This window comes from Aeromonas simiae, assembly GCF_014892695.1.
GTDB classification, from domain to species: Bacteria; Pseudomonadota; Gammaproteobacteria; order Enterobacterales; family Aeromonadaceae; genus Aeromonas; species Aeromonas simiae.
Map to the genome: position 1 here is coordinate 1,095,758 of NZ_CP040449.1, position 18,125 is coordinate 1,113,882.

The 18,125-nt window shown below is 63.0% G+C and carries 18 protein-coding genes, 1 pseudogene and 1 riboswitch; of the genes and pseudogenes, 8 read left to right on the top strand and 11 right to left on the bottom strand.

Features of this window, described 5'->3' with window-relative positions:
- Positions 1-22: 22 nt before the first annotated feature.
- Positions 23-859: a formyltetrahydrofolate deformylase gene (gene purU / locus FE240_RS05140; protein ID WP_042048791.1), complete on the bottom strand. Its 837-nt coding sequence runs from the start codon at positions 857-859 to the stop codon at positions 23-25.
- Positions 860-1,024: 165 nt separating this feature from the next.
- A riboswitch (FMN riboswitch) is annotated at positions 1,025-1,169 on the top strand.
- A 111-nt stretch (positions 1,170-1,280) separates the two neighbouring features.
- On the opposite strand from purU, the gene ribB reads away from it, so the two are divergent.
- Together ribB and FE240_RS05150 are read left to right on the top strand one after the other, a co-directional pair.
- Positions 1,281-1,934 carry a 3,4-dihydroxy-2-butanone-4-phosphate synthase gene (gene ribB, locus FE240_RS05145; RefSeq protein WP_193003647.1) on the top strand — a complete coding sequence of 218 codons (654 nt, stop codon included), beginning with the start codon at positions 1,281-1,283 and terminating at the stop codon, positions 1,932-1,934.
- A gap of 215 nt (positions 1,935-2,149) precedes the next feature.
- A complete protein-coding gene (locus tag FE240_RS05150; protein WP_005363258.1) occupies positions 2,150-2,389 on the top strand; it encodes an Lpp/OprI family alanine-zipper lipoprotein in 240 nt (79 codons plus the stop codon).
- Positions 2,390-2,553: 164 nt separating this feature from the next.
- On the opposite strand, the gene FE240_RS05155 is transcribed toward FE240_RS05150, so the two are convergent.
- Both FE240_RS05155 and FE240_RS05160 read right to left on the bottom strand, forming a co-directional pair.
- Positions 2,554-3,402, bottom strand: coding sequence for a tetratricopeptide repeat protein (locus tag FE240_RS05155; protein ID WP_193003648.1), 849 nt, complete (start codon positions 3,400-3,402; stop codon positions 2,554-2,556).
- A 14-nt stretch (positions 3,403-3,416) separates the two neighbouring features.
- A complete protein-coding gene (locus FE240_RS05160; protein WP_193003649.1) occupies positions 3,417-4,115 on the bottom strand; it encodes a 4'-phosphopantetheinyl transferase family protein in 699 nt (232 codons plus the stop codon).
- 268 nt (positions 4,116-4,383) lie between these two features.
- Between FE240_RS05160 and FE240_RS05165 the strand changes: the two genes are divergently transcribed.
- The 3 genes from FE240_RS05165 (at position 4,384) to FE240_RS05175 (ending at position 6,782) form a co-directional block, all read left to right on the top strand.
- Positions 4,384-4,869: a C40 family peptidase gene (locus FE240_RS05165; RefSeq protein ID WP_042048794.1), complete on the top strand. Its 486-nt coding sequence runs from the start codon at positions 4,384-4,386 to the stop codon at positions 4,867-4,869.
- 134 nt (positions 4,870-5,003) lie between these two features.
- Positions 5,004-5,930, top strand: a complete 927-nt coding sequence (gene rlmF / locus FE240_RS05170; protein WP_193003650.1) for a 23S rRNA (adenine(1618)-N(6))-methyltransferase RlmF — start codon at positions 5,004-5,006, stop codon at positions 5,928-5,930.
- 147 nt (positions 5,931-6,077) lie between these two features.
- Positions 6,078-6,782, top strand: coding sequence for a MaoC family dehydratase (locus tag FE240_RS05175; protein ID WP_193003651.1), 705 nt, complete (start codon positions 6,078-6,080; stop codon positions 6,780-6,782).
- Positions 6,783-6,826: 44 nt separating this feature from the next.
- Here FE240_RS05175 and FE240_RS05180 read toward each other — a convergent pair whose 3' ends face one another.
- The 6 genes from FE240_RS05180 to FE240_RS05205 form a co-directional block, all read right to left on the bottom strand.
- A complete protein-coding gene (locus FE240_RS05180) occupies positions 6,827-7,558 on the bottom strand; it encodes a substrate-binding periplasmic protein (RefSeq protein WP_193003652.1) in 732 nt (243 codons plus the stop codon).
- A gap of 71 nt (positions 7,559-7,629) precedes the next feature.
- Positions 7,630-9,390 carry a bifunctional molybdopterin-guanine dinucleotide biosynthesis adaptor protein MobB/molybdopterin molybdotransferase MoeA gene (locus tag FE240_RS05185; protein ID WP_193003653.1) on the bottom strand — a complete coding sequence of 587 codons (1,761 nt, stop codon included), beginning with the start codon at positions 9,388-9,390 and terminating at the stop codon, positions 7,630-7,632.
- On the bottom strand, positions 9,377-9,961 hold the full coding sequence (gene mobA / locus FE240_RS05190; RefSeq protein WP_193003654.1) for a molybdenum cofactor guanylyltransferase MobA: 585 nt from the start codon (positions 9,959-9,961) through the stop codon (positions 9,377-9,379). Before mobA ends, FE240_RS05185 begins: the two co-directional genes overlap by 14 nt.
- Positions 9,945-10,643, bottom strand: coding sequence for an ABC transporter ATP-binding protein (locus FE240_RS05195; RefSeq protein WP_193003655.1), 699 nt, complete (start codon positions 10,641-10,643; stop codon positions 9,945-9,947). The genes mobA and FE240_RS05195 overlap by 17 nt, the downstream gene beginning before the upstream one ends.
- A 1-nt stretch (position 10,644) precedes the next feature.
- A complete protein-coding gene (locus tag FE240_RS05200) occupies positions 10,645-11,346 on the bottom strand; it encodes an ABC transporter permease (protein WP_193003656.1) in 702 nt (233 codons plus the stop codon).
- Positions 11,343-12,158, bottom strand: a complete 816-nt coding sequence (locus tag FE240_RS05205; RefSeq protein ID WP_319016751.1) for a substrate-binding domain-containing protein — start codon at positions 12,156-12,158, stop codon at positions 11,343-11,345. Before FE240_RS05205 ends, FE240_RS05200 begins: the two co-directional genes overlap by 4 nt.
- A gap of 236 nt (positions 12,159-12,394) precedes the next feature.
- Between FE240_RS05205 and FE240_RS05210 the strand changes: the two genes are divergently transcribed.
- Together FE240_RS05210 and FE240_RS05215 are read left to right on the top strand one after the other, a co-directional pair.
- Positions 12,395-13,744, top strand: a complete 1,350-nt coding sequence (locus FE240_RS05210) for a sigma-54-dependent transcriptional regulator (protein WP_193003658.1) — start codon at positions 12,395-12,397, stop codon at positions 13,742-13,744.
- Complete coding sequence (locus tag FE240_RS05215; protein ID WP_226799008.1) at positions 13,741-15,807, top strand: sensor histidine kinase; 2,067 nt, start codon at positions 13,741-13,743, stop codon at positions 15,805-15,807. Before FE240_RS05210 ends, FE240_RS05215 begins: the two co-directional genes overlap by 4 nt.
- Here the strand turns inward: FE240_RS05215 and FE240_RS05220 are convergent.
- Positions 15,804-16,673, bottom strand: a complete 870-nt coding sequence (locus tag FE240_RS05220; RefSeq protein WP_193004457.1) for a helix-turn-helix transcriptional regulator — start codon at positions 16,671-16,673, stop codon at positions 15,804-15,806. The two genes, FE240_RS05215 and FE240_RS05220, sit on opposite strands and share 4 nt — an antisense overlap.
- Positions 16,674-16,677: 4 nt before the next feature.
- Positions 16,678-17,523, bottom strand: a complete 846-nt coding sequence (locus FE240_RS05225; protein WP_193003659.1) for a formate dehydrogenase accessory sulfurtransferase FdhD — start codon at positions 17,521-17,523, stop codon at positions 16,678-16,680.
- A gap of 125 nt (positions 17,524-17,648) precedes the next feature.
- Here FE240_RS05225 and FE240_RS05230 point away from each other — a divergent pair.
- Positions 17,649-18,091, top strand: a pseudogene (locus tag FE240_RS05230) (DUF3305 domain-containing protein); the annotation flags it as partial.
- Between the last annotated feature and the right edge of the window lie 34 nt (positions 18,092-18,125).

Below are 18,125 nucleotides of genomic sequence, written 5' to 3' on the forward strand. Positions count from 1 at the left end.
TCTTTTGTTTCTGTGCGCCGACTTACTTAAAGACCACTGTCTTGTTGCCGTGCACGAACACCCGCTCGGCCAGCACCAGGCCGAGGGCCCGTGAGAGCACGGATTTTTCTACGTCGCGACCGGCCTTGGCCATGTCATCGGCAGTGAAGGTGTGATCCACGTGGGTCACGTCCTGCTCGATGATCGGGCCTTCGTCCAGATCGTCGGTGACGAAGTGGGCGGTGGCGCCAATGATCTTCACGCCGCGGTTAAACGCCTGTAGGTAGGGGCGGGCGCCGATGAAGGCGGGCAAGAAAGAGTGGTGGATATTGATGATCTTGCGTGGGTAGGCCTTGACGAAGTCGGGGGTGAGTACCCGCATGTACTTGGCCAGCACCACATAATCCGGGGCATAGCTGTCGATGATGGCACGCACTTGGCGCTCATGCTCGGCGCGATCCACTCCATCGTGGGAGACGGTGTGGAATGGAATGTCGAACTTGCCGGTCAGCTCGGCCAAGGTGTCGTAGTTACCGATGACGGCGGCGATCTCGAGGTTGAGTGCACCGGCGTAGCGCTTCATCAGGATATCGCCGAGGCAGTGCGCCTCCTTGGTGACCAGGATGACGATGCGCTTGTTTTCCGCCTTGACCAGACGGCGCTCGGCCCCCTGGGGCAGGGTGTCATCGAGATCGGCTAGCAGGGTTTCGTCGTTGAAACGGCCTTCCAGCTCGGTGCGCATAAAGAAGCGGCCCTGTTCGTGATCCACGAACTCGTCGTTCTTGATGATGTTGAGCTGGTGCTTGTAGCAGATGTTGGTGATTTTGGCGATCAACCCTTTGGCGTCAGGGCAGTCGGTCAGCAGAATTTTCTTTTCCATTTTGTCTGTCATGAAGTTGTTGTGATGGCCGCACAAGGCGCCGTTTTTCCGCACTATGCCACGAAGCGGCAGGGGAAGCCATGTTCGCGTGAGCGCTCGCACAGGATGGCAATATTTTCTGCTGTGGGACTGGAAACCAGAACGGCTTTTCTCTAGTCTGGGGACGCTTATTCTCAGGGCGGGGTGCAATTCCCCACCGGCGGTATCCTGCTGTGGCAGGGAGCCCGCGAGCGCCCGACATCGGTCGGGGTCAGCAGATCCGGTGAGAAGCCGGAGCCGACGGTTATAGTCCGGATGAAAGAGGATAACAGTGCGTGGTTCTTGGCATCGCCTTTTGGCGGTGCTTTGGCGCATGCGCGCTTCTGTCTGCCTTTCCGTGCCCTGATTCTGGTCTCTGTTCAATATACAGTGGAGTATTACCATGAATCAGTCTTTGCTTACCCCCTTTGGCTCCCCCCTGCAACGTGTTGAAGCCGCGCTGGACGCGTTGCACCATGGCCGCGGCGTACTCGTGGCCGACGATGAAGACAGGGAGAATGAAGGGGATCTCATCTTCGCTGCCGAATCCATGACCACGGCTCAGATGGCGTTGATGATCCGTGAGTGCTCCGGGATCGTCTGCCTCTGCCTGACCGACGAGCGGGTACGCCAATTAGAGCTACCTATGATGGTCGATGCCAACTCAAGCCAGTTCCAGACCGCTTTTACCGTCACCATTGAGGCGGCACAGGGGGTCACGACCGGTGTTTCGGCGGCCGACCGCATCACCACCATCCGAGCCGCCATCGCCGACGGCGCCGTGCCGTCCGATCTGCATCGTCCTGGCCATGTCTTCCCGCTGCGAGCCCGCCAGGGAGGGGTGTTGACCCGTCGTGGCCATACCGAGGCGACGGTCGATTTGATGACGCTGGCCGGCCTCAAACCGTTCGGTGTGTTGTGTGAGCTGACCAAGGAGGATGGCAGCATGGCTCGCCTCCCTGATTTGGTCGAGTTTGCTCACACGCACGATATGCCTGTCTTGACCATCGAGGATTTGGTGCAGTATCGTTTGGCTCTGAGAGGAGAGAGTGCCTAACGGATTGTCATATCATCTGTTATTGGTTACGCTCTGACCTGGCCTTGTCCATTAATTCGCCAACATTTTGTTTCGAGTGATGCTTTTTTAGACGCCCGAAAAAAAATGAGTGATTTAATGCATTTATCTATGACAAGGCCTATGCAAACTCTTTTTTTTTTGTGCCATAATAACGCCGCTTGCTAAACGTCTGGCGAGTTAAAGGGAGCTATAAAATGAAAAAAATGTTGTTGGTAGGTGTAGTTGGTCTGTCTGCTCTGCTGGGCGGTTGTGCTAACACCGAGCTGGAAACCTCTGTTCAGAATCTGTCTAACAAGGTTGATCAACTGGCTCAAGACGTTAGCGCCGTTCGCGCTGATCAGTCCAAGATCGCTGCCGACGTAGCTGATGCCAAGGCTGAAGCTGCTCGTGCTAACCAGCGCCTGGACAACATGGCTACTTCCTACAAGAAGTAATACATGTGAAAAAATGGCGCGGGAAACTGCGCCATTTTTTTTCGTCTTCAGAAAGCCTCTCCCCCCCTTTCCTCGTTTTCCCCTTCTTAGTTATCTCATTGATTAACCAATAAAAAAGACCGATCGTGAGACCGGCCCCCTATCTGCACACTGCCTAACGATGCTCAATAGAGCAGACTATAGAGTTTGCGCCGCCAAGCCGATGCAGTGGGTGTGCTGCCCATGGTGGTCAGGATATCCAGATAGATTTTCTTCGCGTCGCCGAAGGCGAGATCACGGCGCAATATGCCAAACAGCAGCTCGAGCGCCTCTTCCTGACGACCGGCCTGATGATAAAGCACGGCCAGCTCCTGACTGGTGGCAAAATCTTCCGGCTGGGCGCTATGGCGCTCCTCCAGTGCTCGCAACTCAGGGCTGTCGGAGGCCTGCCGTGCCAGATCCAGACGTGAGCAGAGGGTGTGGTAATGGCTCTCTTGAGCGACCATTGGGATGGTGCCAAGCAGCGCCTCTGCCTGATCCAGGTGGTTGAGATCCAGCTCGGCCTGTGCCAGCCACAGGGCGATATCATGGCGCTCGGGAGCTAGCTGCCGTGCCTTGGTCAGCAGGGCTTGCGCCTCGCCGGCCTTCCCCTCTTCAAGGTGTTGTTTGGCTTGCTCTAGCAGCGTCTCTTCCTCGCGCGGCGCAAACGCGGAGAAGTAGTCGCGCAAAGTGGCATCATCCTGTGGCCCCTCAAGGAAGCTCGCTTCGTCCGGGCGTCCCTGATGGAATTTGACCAATGCCGGCAAGGCTCGCAGCGCCAGCTGGCTGGCCAGTGACTGCAACTGGGGATCATTGATGTCGACCTTGGCCAGAGTGACGGCCGGATTATTCGGGCCAACCAGCGACTCAACCAAAGGGGTCATGGCTTGGCATTCGGGCATCTGGGGGGCATGGAAGTAGAGCACCACCGGCTTTTGCATGGAGGCATCGAGCAGGGCGGTGTGAAAATTCTGGGGAGTAATGTCGACGATCATGGAATGGCTCTCGCTTACAGACTGATCCCTACATGGGGGAGGGGGGCGATGTTTTCAAGGCGTGTATCCAGCCAGTGCAGGGCAATCCGGTGATCTTCCTCGGTGGCGAGCGCCAGCCAACCGCTGTCGCAGGGACTATCACTGATGACGTAGGATTTTTCATCAAGGTGGTTTTCCAGCTGCCAGGCCCGTTTGGGATCGAAACTCACCCGCTCCAGCCCGGCCGAGAGACCGCCGCCGTTGGCTTTGAGCACGGCTTCCTTGCGCGCCCAGAAACGGTAGAAGAGGTGATCTCGCTGTTCGGCCGGTTGCTCGGCCAGCCACTGCGCTTCTTTGGGGGCGAAGAAGCGATTGGCCAAGCGCTGGAGATCACGCTGTCGCCGCCCGAGTTCCAGATCAATGCCCACCGCGCCCTCCTGACACAGGGCCAGCACCAGCCAGTCTGCGCTGTGACTCATGTTGAAGTGGATTCCTTCGAGCCAGGGTTTGCCGTGTTCATCGGTGTGTATCTCCAATGGATGCTCCGGATAGCGCCGGCGCACTTCACGGCGTAGCAGCGCTCTGCCCCTCACCCACTGCTGGCGGCGCTCTTCTTGCAAAAACTGGGCGGCAGTCGCCTGCTCGGCAGGGGAAAGTGAAGCCAGTTGAGCCCGATTAGCGCACTCTTCTTTATTCAGTGGGGCAACCAGGAAAAGCGCCACGTGATATGCCATTTTCTGCTCTCTTTTGTTATGAGAATGCCAATAAACCACATTTATGCGCAGACGCATAGCTGGCGACGCGATTGTATATTGTTTGGGCAAGATCACATTTAGCATGAAAAATAAGAAGTTTTTGCGAAAAAATGTGACCTTGATGGGTTTTATTTCTTGATCTGACACATTTCTCCTTTATATTCGAGCCTTGTGTCTTTAAAAGCCCCTTCGGGTGCATACCTTAACTAGCTGTTTACATTAGGGAGATAAGGGATTGCGACATCTAATGCTACTGCTGGTGGCACTGGGAATGGTGGGTTGTGCCTCGGCGCCCGATCCAGATTTGGCGAGTAAGATCGAAGTCTCCATGGTTGAGCCGGTGGTCGAGCCGGAGTCCAGCGCCCCCAGTGTGGAAGAGATCCTGACGGTTTATAAAGAGTGGCGCGGCGTCCCGTACCGGATGGGCGGAACGACCCAGCGTGGTGTTGATTGTTCTGCCTTCGCCCGTGAAGTGTTCCGTGATGCGCTGGGTATCGAGCTACCCCGCTCTACCCGCTCTCAGGTTCACGAGGGAGTTCGTGTAGCCAAGAACGAACTGGTTGAGGGGGATCTGGTGTTCTTTCGCATCAATCCGCGTCTGAACCATGTTGGTATCTATGTGGGCAACGGTGAGTTCATCCACGCCTCGGCCCGCAAAGGGGTCACCCGCTCGAAGTTGGATAACCAATACTGGCGCACCAAGTTCTGGCAGGCACGCCGTATCAGCATCTAATCCGTCCTTCTTGAAAAATGGCTCGCAGTACGGACTGTTTCTCCAGAAAGACAGCAGGGCTCCCAAAGGGAGCCCTTGGTTTTTATGGGAAGGGGCGACTATAGTAGGCGCCCCTTTTCTCGTTCCATGCCATCATGTCCCGTTCATCTGCCCCCGGATTGCACCCGCGCAATCGCCATCGCAATGGCTACGATTTCCCCGCCCTGATCAAGGCAAGCCCTGAGCTGGCCCGTTTCGTCAGAGTCGGCCCCCATGGGCGGGCCACCATCGACTTTGCCGACCCGCTTGCCGTCAAGGCGCTCAACCGTGCCCTGCTGCTGGCCTGCTACCGGCTGCGTTTCTGGGATATTCCTCCCGGCTATCTCTGCCCCCCGATTCCGGGACGGGTGGATTACCTCCACCACCTGGCCGATCTGCTGGGTGAGGAGCAGGCCGCGCCCCATGGGAAAGCGGTGCGCCTGCTCGATATCGGTACGGGGGCCAACTGTATCTATCCACTGCTCGGGCATCAGGAGTACGGCTGGCGTTTCGTGGCCAGCGACATCGAGACCGCCTCGCTCAAGAGTGCTGCGCTTATCGTGCGCAGCAATGGGCTGGAGCGAAGCATTGATTGTCGTCATCAGCCCGATCCCAAGCGCATCTTCGATGGGATCATCCATCCCGGCGAGCAGTTTGCAGCGACCCTCTGCAATCCGCCTTTTCATGCCTCGGCTCAGGAGGCGGGCGCCGGCAGCGAGCGCAAGCTGCGCAATCTGGCCCGTTCAAAGGGGGAGCGTCACCGGGTGACGCAGGGCTCGCGGCTCAATTTCGGGGGTAAACATAATGAACTCTGGTGCGAAGGGGGGGAGCTGGCCTTCCTGCGTCGCATGATTGCCGAGAGTGCGCGCTTTGCCAGTCAGTGCCGCTGGTTCACCACGCTGGTCTCCAAGGGGGAAAATCTGGCGCCGGCCCGCAAGGTGCTGGGCCAAATCGGGGTGAGCGAGGTACGGGAAATCCCCATGCATCAGGGCAACAAGATCACCCGTATCCTCGCCTGGCGCTTTGAAAACAAGCCCTCGTGATGGGGGATTTTGGGGTTGATGTGAGTGGGCACTTCGCCTGTTGGTACAGTTGTACGCCGAGATTTTTTTGCAATATCAGCGATGACTTTTCTAAAATAGGGACTGGTTTGACCTCTTGGTATACACCCAGACGGAAGGGAAAGGTTGATGAAGGTTGTCGATTTTCTGAAGCGCAAGAAGGAGATCCTGGCGCAACATCCGTTTGAGCTTAAGGATTGGCTCTCTCCTGCGATTCGTGACTACTGGCGCGAATTTCAGCAAAAAGCACAGCATCACCCTCTGTTTGGCCGGGTGATGGATGGTGCCATCACGACGTTGCAGCCTGAGCCTCAGGTCGTTAACGGTGTGGCGCAGCCCTCTTTGGACCCGGCCATTGAGCTGGAAGGTGAGGCCGCCGCCGTATTCGAAACCCTGCTGAGCCAAGTGGGGGAAGAGACCCACATCGGCGAGTGGCTGTTGGTGGATCAGGCGATGATCAATGGCTTTGCCCAGGCGACCGGGGATCATCAGTGGATCCACACCAACCCGGAGCGGGCGGCTGAGGAGTCCCCGTTCAAGAGCACCATCGCCCACGGCTTTCTGACCCTGGCGCTGCTGCCGCGCCTGACCGGCTCGGTCGATGAACACAATCCCGAGTTCCCCACCGCCCGCATGGTGGTGAACTTTGGTCTCGACTCGGTGCGCTTTCCTTATCCCATCAAGGTGGATAGCCGCATTCGTGCCCGCACCAAGCTGGCCAAGGTGACCCCCATCAAGGGGGGCATTGAGCTACTCAAAGAGATCAAGGTTGAGATCGAAGGGATCCGCCGCCCCGGCTGCGTGATTGAATCGCTCACCCGCCTCTATTTCTGAGCACCGATCACCAAGATATGCGACAGGGCCCACGGGCCCTGTTCTTATTTCTGTTGCTGATAGTGGGAGAAGATACGCTCGTAGCGCCCATCCGCCCGCATGGCGGCGAGCCCCTGATCGAAGCAATCGCGTAGCTCAGCCCGCGCGAAGGCGAAGTGATAGACGGTGGCAGGGAAGAGATCGTTGCGTATTACCCGGCTGGGATCATAGGGAGCCCCCTCACTGGCGGCCAGCTCCCCCAGATAGTGGAGAAATATCCGCTCCTCTAGCACGATGGCTTGGGCGCGCCCCTCAAATAGCTGCTTTACCTGCAACTCCTGACGCGCTAGCTCCTGATAGCTACGGCTGCGCCGGATGGCGTTGGCAAAGGCGCTGCCGAGGATATCGCTGGCGCGCTGGAAGGCCACCACATTGAGATTGGCCAACTGCTCCAGCCGCTCAATGCGCAGCGGGGTGAGGGTGAACACATAGTTGTGGAAGGTGATGGCCGGCTGGGAGAGGTAACCACGCTTGAGCATGCCGGGGCGGACGTTGATGATGCCGTCGAGGTGCCCCAGCTCCATCTGCTCGAACGTCTGGCGCAGGGAGAGGTAATTGAACTCGGGCTGATAGGGGGAGCCGGCAAAGGCTTCTCGCAGCAGATCGAGTTCAATCCCCCTGTCTTGCTCGCGGATGACATAGGGAGGGATGGCCAAACTGACCCCTATCCGCAATGGTTCAGCCAGTCCCGGCCATGCCAGAGAGGCGAGTAACAGCCATCCTATGCCTCGAATCATCCGTCCTCCTCCTTGAGGCCCGCGCCTGACCATTGTGACACAAAGCCAGCGCCTGCACAGTCGGTTCCGGTTTAGCCGAGCAAGCCTTGCAGCGGGTGAACCCAGACCCATTCACCGGGTTGTACTGCGCCTTGCGCCGGCAGGATCTCGATGAGGCAGTTGGCCTGGGCGACCGAGCTTAAGATCCCCGATCCCTGCGGCCCTGTGGTGCGCACCGTGAGGCGGCCATTACTGTCTTGAGTGAAGACGCCGCGTAAAAACTCGGTGCGGCCGGGGCGGCTCTTCATCCCCTCGCTGGCCTGGGCGCGCAGGCGCCACGGCTGCCATGACCTTCCTTGCATGGCGTGCAGGGCGGGTAGCACGAATTGCAAGAAGCAGACCACGGCGGCGACCGGGTTGCCGGGCAGGCCGAAGAAGGGGGTGCCGGCAATCTGGCCGAAGGCGAGCGGCCGACCGGGGCGCATCTGAATGCGCCAAAAGGCGATGCTGCCCAGCTGCTCGAGGGCGGCGCGGATATAGTCGGCATTGCCCACCGACACCCCTCCCGAGCTCAACACCAGATCGCACTCGGCCGCGGCCTGGGCCAGCGCCTGAGTGATGGCCGCCTGATGGTCGGGCAGGATGCCAAGATCGACCACCTCGACCCCGGCGCGCTCGGCCAGGGCGCGCAGGGTGAAGCGGTTGCTATCGTAGATGGCGCCGGGGCGCAGTGCCTCGCCCGGAGCCTGCACTTCATCGCCGGAGCTAAACAGGGCGACCCTGAGCGGCGCCAGCACCTGCAAGCTGGCACAGCCGAGGGAGGCGGCGAGCCCCAGCTCGGCGGCCCCCAGCCGGGTGCCCCGTGCGATGGCCACCGCCCCCATGGGGAGATCCTCACCCGCTTGGCGTACGTTTTGCCCGCGCTGGAGGGGGGCATTAAAGCGCACCCGCCCCTGCTCCTCCACCGCCTGCTCGCGCATCACCACTGTATCCACACCGGGGGGGAGGGGGGCGCCCGTCATGATCCGCACCGCCTCTCCGGCGGCCACGCGCTGCGAGCTGGGGTGGCCGGCCAGCACCTCGCCCACCACCTGCCAGCTCCCGTGAGTCAACACACTGCCGTCGATGCCATAGCCGTCCATCGCCGAGTTGGTGTGGGGCGGCACGTTGCACGGGCTGATCAGATCCTCGGCCATCACCAAACCGGCGCACGCGCCGAGCGGACGCTCGAGATGGTGCTCATGGGGGGAAAGGGCGGTGAGGATCTGCGCGCGCGCCTGCGTCACCGAGAGAAATGCCGGGCTTAAGGTGTCGCAGCTCTCCTCTGCCGGGGCAGCCGCCGCCTTGATATGGCGCTCGATGAAATCGGCGATGGCCGGGATGTCATTGAGCGGCAGCAGCGGCACCGCCAGCTCGAGCGGCGCGTCGCTCGCCACCGCCAGCAGATCCTGCTGGCGCACCTCGGGCAGCGGCTTGCCGAGGGCGGCGCGGTGCAGGGCAATCTTGGGGATCGGGTCCTGCTTGAACCCCTCAACCAGGATGAGATCGAGCGTGGTGCGATCGAGCTTGGCCAGCAGCTCGGCCAGCACCGGCTCCCCGTTCGGCGTCTCGGTGAGGTGGGCATGGCGCCGCGCCGAGGCGATCAGCACCTGCTCAGCCCCGGCTTTGCGCAGGCGCCAGCTGTCCTTGCCCGGCTGGTCGATGTCGAAGTCATGGTGGGCGTGCTTGAGCACCGCCAGACGCAGGCCGCGCCGGTTGAGTTCGGGAATGAGCTGCTCAAGCAAGGTGGTCTTGCCGGTGCCGCTCCAGGCGGCGAAGCCGATGATGGGCAGATCGGGATTAGCGGGCTTCATGCTGGGCGATATCCTCCGGGCGGTTGAGGTTGTCAAAGGCGTGCGGGCAGTCGGAGAAGTCGGCCTGCACCATGTGGTGGCGGGCAAACCAGTAGTCAATTTTGCGCTCCCCTTCGGCCAGCGCCAGGGCCAGATCCGGGGCGAGGGCGCGCCGCACCAGCGCCACCACGGGTTGCAGCCAGTGGCCGTCGTGGGCCACCACCACGTCGCACCCGGGAGTGCGTGCCTGGCACAGGCGGGCGGCGAGATCGGTCGGCAGGAACGGGGTGTCGCAGGGGACAAATAGCACCCAGTCGTGGTGGGCCCGCTCTAGGCCGGCCAACATGCCGGCCAGCGGGCCGGGGTAGTCCGGCAGGCGGTCGCTCACCACGGGCGCCAGTTGGCTGTACTGCTCGAGCGAGCGGTTGGCATTGATGACGAGTTCATCGACCTGGGGGGCTAGGCGTTCCAGTACGTGCTGGATCAGCGGCTTACCGGCAAGGGGAACCCACCCCTTATCCTGGCCACCCATGCGGGTGGCGCGGCCACCGGCCAGGATGACGGCAGAGAGGGGATCAGGCGTGTTGGACATGGTCTTCTCGTGTTGGCATGCGATACAGAGTCAGTGGGCCATTTTCCACTAACTGGCTGTGCTGCAACAACCAGTGGCGCTGGCAGCGGGCGGTCAGCAGGTTCTCTTGGTGGCTGGTGACCACCCGGGCACAGCCCTGTTCACCGAGATCCTGCGCCAGATCGGCCATCAGGGCAATGGAGTGGCTGTCGAGATTGGCGGTGGGCTCATCGAGCAGCAGGTAGGCCGGCTGCAATACCCAGGCGCGGGCCAGAGCCAGACGCTGACGCTCACCGCCGGAGAGCAAGGAGACGTGCTCGGCGGCCAGGTGCTCGAGATCGGCGCGGCGAAGCGCGTCGATGAGGCGCCGATGGTGGCGCTGTTTCAGCCCCCACGCCAGGTTGTCGCGCACCGTGCCGTCAAACAGGTAGGGGCTCTGGTGCAGATAGATGACCCGCCCCGGCCCCGGTTGGCGCAAACCGAAGCGCCGCGCCAGCGCGAGCAGCAGGGAGGGGCGGTTGCTCAGCTCACCGCCGCTTGGGCGCTGCAAGCCGGCCAAGATCTTGAGCAGGGTGGTCTTGCCCACCCCGTTGGCGCCGCGCAGCCAGATGGCATCGCCGGGGGCGATGATCAGCTCGGGAATGTAAAAAAGTGGCCGCTCGCCAAATTGCATGTGCAGGTTGCGGGCATGGAGGGTCAGCATGTCAGGTTCTCAGAAAGGCGCGCCCTTGCAACAGGGAGAGCAGCAGGTTGAGGGCGAGGGCGAGGGCAAGCAGCACCATACCAAGGGCAATCCCCTGGGTGAAGGCCCCCTTCTGGGTCTCTAGGGCGATAGCGGTGGTGATGTTACGGGTGAAGTAGAGGATGTTGCCCCCCACCAGGGTGGCACACCCCACCTCGGTGATCACCCGGCTAAACGCCGTGATGCCAGCGGCCAGCAGGCCGAAGCGGCACTCGTGGCAGAGCTGGCGAAAGGCGCGCAGGCGCGAGCCGGAGAGCGTGAGGGCGGTCTCGAAGGCGCGCCGGTCGCTGTGCTGGAAGGTGGCGTGAGACATGGAGGCGATGACCGGAAAGCCGATCAGCACCTGGCCCGCTATCATCCCCTGCTGGGTAAACAGCCACTGCCAGTCACCGAGCGGGCCGGAGCGAGACAGCAGCATATAGAGCAGCAGGCCGATCACCACGCTCGGGATCGATTGCAGGGTGTGCAGCGCCGTCAGCCAGAGCCAGCGCGCCGGTAAGTTGAGGTAAGCGAGGCCAAAACCGAGCAGCATGGCCGGCAGCCAGCACAGGGCCAGCGCCAGCCCCGACACCGTAAAGGAGACCCCGACGATTTGCCATAGCTCGGGGTCGGCGGTCAGCAGCAGGCGCAGGGCCTGCGTGCTGGTGTCGAGCAGGGTGCTCATGCGGGCTTGTCGGCATCCGCGACGAACAGCGGCTTGCCGTTGACGGTGAAGCTGTTGATGAGCTGCTGGCCATGCTGGGAGACCAGCCAGTCAGAGAGGACGCGGGCGCCTTCGGTGTTGAGCTTGGGCCAGCGCTTCGGGTTGACCAGGATCACCCGATAGGGGTTGAACAGGCGCGTATCCCCTTCCAGCAGTAGGGCCAGCTTGAGCTTGCCCTCATAGGCGAGCCAGGTGCCGCGGTCGGTCAGGGTGTAACCACCCAGCTCTGAGGTCATGGTCAGGGTCGGGCCCATCCCCTGGCCGATGGACTTGTAGCCCTTGAAGGCTGGCGTGATGCCGGCGGCTTGCCACAGCGCCTTCTCCTTGACGTGGGTACCCGACTCATCACCGCGCGAGACGAAGACGGCATCCTTATCGGCCAGGGCCTTGAGGGCCTTGGCTGCATCCTTGAGCGGCTTGATGCCGGCAGGATCGTCCGCCGGGCCGACCAGCACGAAGTCGTTGTACATCAGGTGGCGCGGCTCGATGCCAAAGCCGGCGTCGACAAACTTCTGCTCCGAGCTGGGGGCGTGGGTCATCACCAGATCCACATCGCCGTTCTCACCCATCTTGAGGCTCTGACCGGTGCCGGCCGCCAGCACCTGAACCTGGTAGCCGGTCTCCTTGGTGAACTGGGGCAGCAGCCAGCCGAGCAGGCCGGATTGCTCTGTGCTGGTGGTGGTGGCAAGGCGGATAAGCGGATTGGCCGGTTCGGCCATGGCCTGCTGGGAGAGCAGCAGGCCGCCGAGCAGTAGGGCGGCGAGGCGTTTCATCGAATTCTCCATGATGAGCTGGAGCCGGGACAGTCCCGGGCTCCCGGGGAGACGCTATTAAGCAAGGGCGGTGCCAGCTTGATGACATTTACTTTTTATACATTAAAACAAAGACTTATCGCCTTTCAAAGGGGGCCAATGGTGCCTGCTTACGCCCTGGGCTTGGTTTATGGCGGCAAACGAGACAAAATGTCCCACCTCTGTCGGAGCCCTCTTACCCAGTCGGAGCGATACCCATGACGCTACCTATGACCACCTGGTCTGCCCTTTCACTGCTCATCGTCGATGACGAGCCGGGGATGCGCAGCTTCCTGGGCAAGGCGCTGGCCAAGCGCTTCGCTCAGGTTGAGACCGCCGCCAGCGTCGAGGAGGCCGAGGCACTGCGCAGTCGGCTCCATTTCGACCTCATCATCGCCGATATCCGCCTGCCGGGGCGCTCCGGCATCGAGTGGCACGAATCCTTGCAACCGAGCGAGCGCCGCTCCGATCTCATCTTCATGACCGGCTATGGCGACATGGAGTCGGCCCTGCGAGCCCTGCGCCTCGGCGCCAGCGACTTCATCCTCAAGCCGTTCAACCTCGAGCAGATGGTGCAGGCGGTGGATCGGGTGATCGCCCGCCGCCACCTAGAGCGGGAGAACTGGCTGCTGCGCGAGGAGGTGAGCAAGCACTTCCCTGTGCAGCTCATCGGTGACTCGGCCACCACCGCCGAGCTCAAGTGCATGATTGCCAGAGTGGCGCCTTCGCCGGCGGCGGTGCTGGTCGAGGGGGAGTCGGGCACAGGTAAGGAGCTGGTGGCCCGCGCGCTGCACCAGCTCTCCGGCCGCTCCGGAGCCTTCGTGCCGGTCAACTGCGGGGCCATTGCCCCCGAGCTGCTCGAAAGCGAGCTGTTTGGCCACGTGCAGGGGGCCTTCACCGGTGCCCGTAAGGGGCGCGAGGGGCTATTTCGGGTCGCTCAGCAGGGCACCCTGTTTCTCGACGAGATCGGCGAGATGCCGCTGGCCATGCAGTCCTCGTTGCTGCGTGCCTTGGAGCAGAAGGCCATCCGCCCGGTGGGGGCCGAGCGCGAGTTGCCGGTGGACGTGCGCATCGTGGCGGCCACCAACCGTAACCTCAAAGAGGAGGTGGAGGCCGGACGTTTTCGGGCCGACCTCTTCTACCGCCTCAACGTGGTCACCCTCAAGGTGGCACCCCTGCGTGAGCGGCCCGAGGATATTCCGGCGCTGGTGCACCACTTTACCGAGCGGCTCACCACTGAGATGGGGATGGCGCCGCTGCGTTGGACCCACGAGGATGTAGCAGCGATGCAGGCTCACGAGTGGCCCGGCAACGTGCGTGAGCTGCGTAACCTCATCGAGCGCAGCCTGCTGCTTGGCAAACCGCCCGCGCTGGAGTGGCAAGCCGAGGCGGGCGTTCAGGCCGTTCAGGGCGGCTACCCCGATGAGTGGGATCTGGCGCGCGTGGCGCGGGCTCACATCGAGCAAGTGGTCGCGCGCTGTGACGGCAACAAGTCGGCGGCGGCCCGCACTCTCGGGGTGGCGCGCAAGACTTTGGAGCGCAAGTTCAAGGAGTGGGAGCAGGCGTGACCCCCTCGCTGCTGCGCCGCTGGCGCACCCGGGTGCGCTGGCGCCTGCTTACCCTCACCTCTGTCCCCATCTTGGTCACCCTGCTTGGCATGCTGGGGTTGACCCTCTACTGGACCCTCAATTACAGCTGGCAGAACCTGCTGTCGCGGGTGCGCGCCGATCTCGGGGTGGCGCATCAGGCGCTGCGGGTCGAGCAGGAGCACCAGAGCGATCTGCTGGCCCACCTGCGAGACAGTTGGGCTTTCCAGCAGCGGCTGCGCCAAGCGCCAGAGAGCCTCGATGGCTGGCTGGACGATCCGGCCCAGCGCTGGCCGCTCGATGGCGTGCGCCTGCGCCGCGATGTGGCTCTCGATGCCCTGCCGCAGGCGGCGCGCGATCGCCTGCGATTGGGGGCGCCGGTAACCCAGTTCGCCATCTGGTCGCCCGAGCAGTTGGCGGCGTTCAATCCGGCGCTGGTCGAGCAGGCCCGCGTGGGTGAAGAGCGGCGCGGCCTGATGAGCCTCTCTTGGGTGCCTGTGCTGGGGCCGGATGGGCAGCTACTGGGGATCCTCGAGGGGGGGGCGCTCATCAACCGCGACGGTGAGCTGGTCGATCGGTTGCGCGATCAGGTGTTTGTGCCCGGTACCCTGCCGGAGGGGGAGAGTGGCGCCGTCACCTTCTTTCTCGGCGATCTGCGGGTCAGCACCAATGTACCGACTGACAGCGCACGGGGCGGTGGACGGGCGCTGGCCACCCAGGTGTCGGCTCCGGTGCGCCGGCAGGTGCTTGAGCAGGGGGTGAGCTGGGTCGATCGGGCCTGGGTGCACGACGCCTGGGCGGTCTCCGGTTACGAGCCGCTGCGCGATCTGCACGGCCACGCCATCGGCATGCTCTATGTGGGATTCCCTGAGTGGCCCTTTGTGCGCACTTATCTGGTCAATCTGCTCGAGCTGGGTAGTGGGGTGGCACTGCTGCTGCTCATCTCGGGACTTTTGGTCTATCGCGGCGCGCGCGATCTCTTCTCTCCCATCGAGCAGATCCACCGAGTGGTGCGCGCCACTCGGCGTCAGCAGGAGGCGCGTATCGGCCCGCTCGGGCTCGATCCGGCGCATGAGCTGGCCCAGTTAGGGCGCCAGTTTGACGCCATGCTCGATCTGCTGGCCGAGCGTAACCGCGAGATAGCCGGCGCCGCCGAGGAGCTAGAGGGCAAGGTGGCGGCCCGCACCCTGAGCCTGCACCAGAAGACCGCCGAGCTGGAGGAGCACATCCGCATGCTGACCGAGGCGCGAGAGCAACTGCTCATCAGCGAGAAGCTGGCGGCGCTCGGTGAGCTGTGCGCCGGGGTGGCTCATGAGATCAACAATCCGCTGGCGGTGATCCTCGGCAACATGGAGCTGCTCAAGCTGGAGCTGGGGGAGGCAGCCGCACCAGTGAGCGACGAGATTGAGCTGGTGCTCACTCAGGTGGATCGCATCCGGGCCATCACCCGCAGCCTGTTGCAGTATTCGCGTCCCGGTGACTACGAGACCCCTCCGGTGTGGCAGCACCTGGGCCCCATCGTGCAAGAGAGCCTGACGCTGGTCGGGGCGACCCTGCGCCAGCAGTCGATCGCCCTCGAATGCCAGTTGTCGGCCAGTGCCCCTATCGAGGCCGATCGCCAGCAACTGTTGCAGGTGATGGTCAACCTGCTGGTCAATGCCGCCCACGCCATCGCCCGCCGTCGTGAGCAGAGCGGCAAGGGGGGCCGGATCGTGGTGAGTACCTGCGACTGGCGTGAGCAGGGGGCGCTGCGGGGAGCGGAGATCCGGGTGCAGGACGATGGCTGCGGCATCGAGCCTGCGCTGTTGCAGCGCATTTTCGAGCCTTTTTTCACCACTCGCGCCAATGGCACCGGTCTAGGGCTGGCGCTCTCGCACCGCATCGTCAGCCGCTGGGGGGGGGAGCTTTCGGTCGAGTCGGTGCCGGGGCAGGGGAGCTGCTTTACGGTGCGCCTGCAAAGCCGTGCCAGCCACGAGCCGGGGGAGGCGCAGGGCCAGGCCGATGCGTGGCGGCTGGGTCTGGGCGGGGAGGAGGCGGCGCCCTAGCTCTGGCCACTCCACAGCGGCTTGCCGCTCTGGGCCAGATCATAGCCGCCAAGCCGCGCCGCCAGCTCGCGCCCCTCGCTCCCCTGCAACCACTCCATCAGGTGCTGCAACAGGGTGCGAAAGAAGACCCCCTGCGGCATCACCAGATCGAAGCTCTCCTGAGAGAGGGGGACAAACCCCAGTCCGAACTCGGTGGCGGTGGAGAGGGCCCCCGGCCCCACGTCCGCCTCGCCACGGCACAGTGCCGCCGCCAGATCCCGCTCGCTGCCGGCTTGGACGGCGCAGTGCAGTCCCTCTAGCGAACGCCCCTCGGTGAGCAGCCACTCCTGTAGGGCCCGCTGGCTGCCGGCCCCCTCCTGGCGCATCACCCAGCGCAGCGGCAGGGTCTGCGGCGCCTTCAGATCGCCAAGCCCTTGGCGTAGGAGCAGCCCCTGCATGCGGCGAAAGCCGTGCACCAGAACCCACTGACGGTGCCCTTGGTACTGCTGGATCAGGGCCGGATGGCGCAGGTGCGACTCCTCGGCCCGGCCCCAGTGGATGGCGCACAGATCTACGTGGCCGCGCGCCAGCATCGCCAGCCCCTGGCGGGTGCCGCACGGGGTGTAGCCGACCAGCGCCGCGGTGCCGAGCCGCTCGGCCAGCCGCTGCACCCCGTGGTGCAGCAGCATGTCGTCGGAGCCGGCCAGGATCAGCCTATCGTTCATCACCCCGTCGTGGCAGCTGCCGAGCAGCCAGCGATCGAGCAGGGATTTGGGAAACAGCCACTTGCCGGTCGCCTTGGTGGCCGGGATGCGCGCCTCGTTGGCGAGCTGGTAAACCTTCTTCTCGTTAAGATCGAGATATTCCGCCACCTGGCGCACATTCATAAACTCAGTCACGGCGGGCACTCTCCAGCACCGGCGGCTTCTCATCGAGCAGCAGGTTGTCGTGGCCGCTGAAGACCTGGAAGTGACGCCCTTTGGCGCGGGCAATCATGGTGATGCCGAGCTGGCGCGCGAGATCGAGCCCCATCTGGGTGACCCCGGAGCGCGACAGCAGCACAGGGATGCCCATCTGCGCCACCTTGATCACCATCTCGGAGGTGAGCCGGCCCGTGGTGTAGAAGATTTTATCGCTGCCGCTGTCACCGCTGAGCCACAGCTCGCCGGCCAGGGTGTCGACCGCGTTGTGGCGCCCCACGTCCTCGACAAACGAGAGGATCTGCGCGCCCCGGCACAGGGCGCAGCCGTGCACGGCGCCGGCCTGCTTGTAAGTGTCGTTGTAGGCCGACAGCGCCTTGAGCAGGGCATAGAGAGTGCTCTGGCGCACCTGTCCCTGAACGAGGCGCACCCCCTCAAGCTGCTTCATCACGCTGCCATACATGGTGCCCTGACCGCAGCCCGAGGTGACCGTTTTTTTCTCCAGCGCTTGGTCGATATCGCAGGTCTCTTCGCGGGTGATGAGGGCCGCCGCTTCGCTCTCCCAGTCGACGATCAGCGAGTCGATGGCGGCCAGATCCCGGATAAACCCCTGATTTTTGAGATAACCCAGCACCAGCGCCTCGGGGCGGGCCCCCAGCGTCATCAGGGTCACCACCTCCTTCCAGTTGAGGTAGACGGTGAGCGGCCGCTCGCATGCGATCTGCTGGGTGTTGCGCTGCCCCTGCTCATCCATCACCTCGACGGTCATGGTGAGCTCGACCGGATTGCTGCGTTTGATAAAGGGGGGGAGGGTCATGGTTTGCAGGCTCCTGATGGCAAAGCCACGACAGGAGCAAGTTCCATTCCATGTTCCCCTCCACGTTGTGTATTGGCCCCGCTCTTGCAATGGAATGGCTTTCTCCATCCCAAACTGGAGCCGTCATGAGCGAAACATCCCCTCATTCGGATCAGCGCTGGCTGCTGCCCCAACTATCGCTGCGCGAGAGCCGGGTCGGTCGCTGGCAGAGCCTGACCCCCGAGCTGACCGCGGTGCTACCCGCCGCGCCAGATCTTCCCAACGCCTTGCCGTTGACCCTCTATCGCGACGAGCGCAGCGATTACCGCTTCAACCTGAGTTCGGACGCGCCGCGCCTGTTTCTGGTGGCGAGCGGCGCCGGCGAAAGCCTGCGCGCCGATCTGCTCACCCTGAGCCAGAGCGTGGCAGCGGCCTACATGGATGGCGATCGCACCGTGCTCTCCTGCCCGCTGCCCGAGGCCTTGCAAGCCTGGTGCGAGGCCTTTATCGGCCGCCATGGCGAGCTGAGCGCCGTGGCAAGGGTAAGAAGGGCAAGGGACGGGCCCGAGAGACCGTCGGCCCGGATGCCTGCCCACTGCGCGGCGATCCGCTGGAAGGGGCGC

Coding starts and splice junctions, on each gene's coding strand:
- purU (WP_042048791.1), bottom strand. CDS start 859: ATGGAAAAGAAAATTCTGCTGACCGACTGCCCTGACGCCAAAGGGTTG.
- ribB (WP_193003647.1), top strand. CDS start 1,281: ATGAATCAGTCTTTGCTTACCCCCTTTGGCTCCCCCCTGCAACGTGTT.
- FE240_RS05150 (WP_005363258.1), top strand. CDS start 2,150: ATGAAAAAAATGTTGTTGGTAGGTGTAGTTGGTCTGTCTGCTCTGCTG.
- FE240_RS05155 (WP_193003648.1), bottom strand. CDS start 3,402: ATGATCGTCGACATTACTCCCCAGAATTTTCACACCGCCCTGCTCGAT.
- FE240_RS05160 (WP_193003649.1), bottom strand. CDS start 4,115: ATGGCATATCACGTGGCGCTTTTCCTGGTTGCCCCACTGAATAAAGAA.
- FE240_RS05165 (WP_042048794.1), top strand. CDS start 4,384: ATGCTACTGCTGGTGGCACTGGGAATGGTGGGTTGTGCCTCGGCGCCC.
- rlmF (WP_193003650.1), top strand. CDS start 5,004: ATGTCCCGTTCATCTGCCCCCGGATTGCACCCGCGCAATCGCCATCGC.
- FE240_RS05175 (WP_193003651.1), top strand. CDS start 6,078: ATGAAGGTTGTCGATTTTCTGAAGCGCAAGAAGGAGATCCTGGCGCAA.
- FE240_RS05180 (WP_193003652.1), bottom strand. CDS start 7,558: ATGATTCGAGGCATAGGATGGCTGTTACTCGCCTCTCTGGCATGGCCG.
- FE240_RS05185 (WP_193003653.1), bottom strand. CDS start 9,390: ATGAAGCCCGCTAATCCCGATCTGCCCATCATCGGCTTCGCCGCCTGG.
- mobA (WP_193003654.1), bottom strand. CDS start 9,961: ATGTCCAACACGCCTGATCCCCTCTCTGCCGTCATCCTGGCCGGTGGC.
- FE240_RS05195 (WP_193003655.1), bottom strand. CDS start 10,643: ATGCTGACCCTCCATGCCCGCAACCTGCACATGCAATTTGGCGAGCGG.
- FE240_RS05200 (WP_193003656.1), bottom strand. CDS start 11,346: ATGAGCACCCTGCTCGACACCAGCACGCAGGCCCTGCGCCTGCTGCTG.
- FE240_RS05205 (WP_319016751.1), bottom strand. CDS start 12,158: ATGAAACGCCTCGCCGCCCTACTGCTCGGCGGCCTGCTGCTCTCCCAG.
- FE240_RS05210 (WP_193003658.1), top strand. CDS start 12,395: ATGACGCTACCTATGACCACCTGGTCTGCCCTTTCACTGCTCATCGTC.
- FE240_RS05220 (WP_193004457.1), bottom strand. CDS start 16,673: ATGAATGTGCGCCAGGTGGCGGAATATCTCGATCTTAACGAGAAGAAG.
- FE240_RS05225 (WP_193003659.1), bottom strand. CDS start 17,523: ATGACCCTCCCCCCCTTTATCAAACGCAGCAATCCGGTCGAGCTCACC.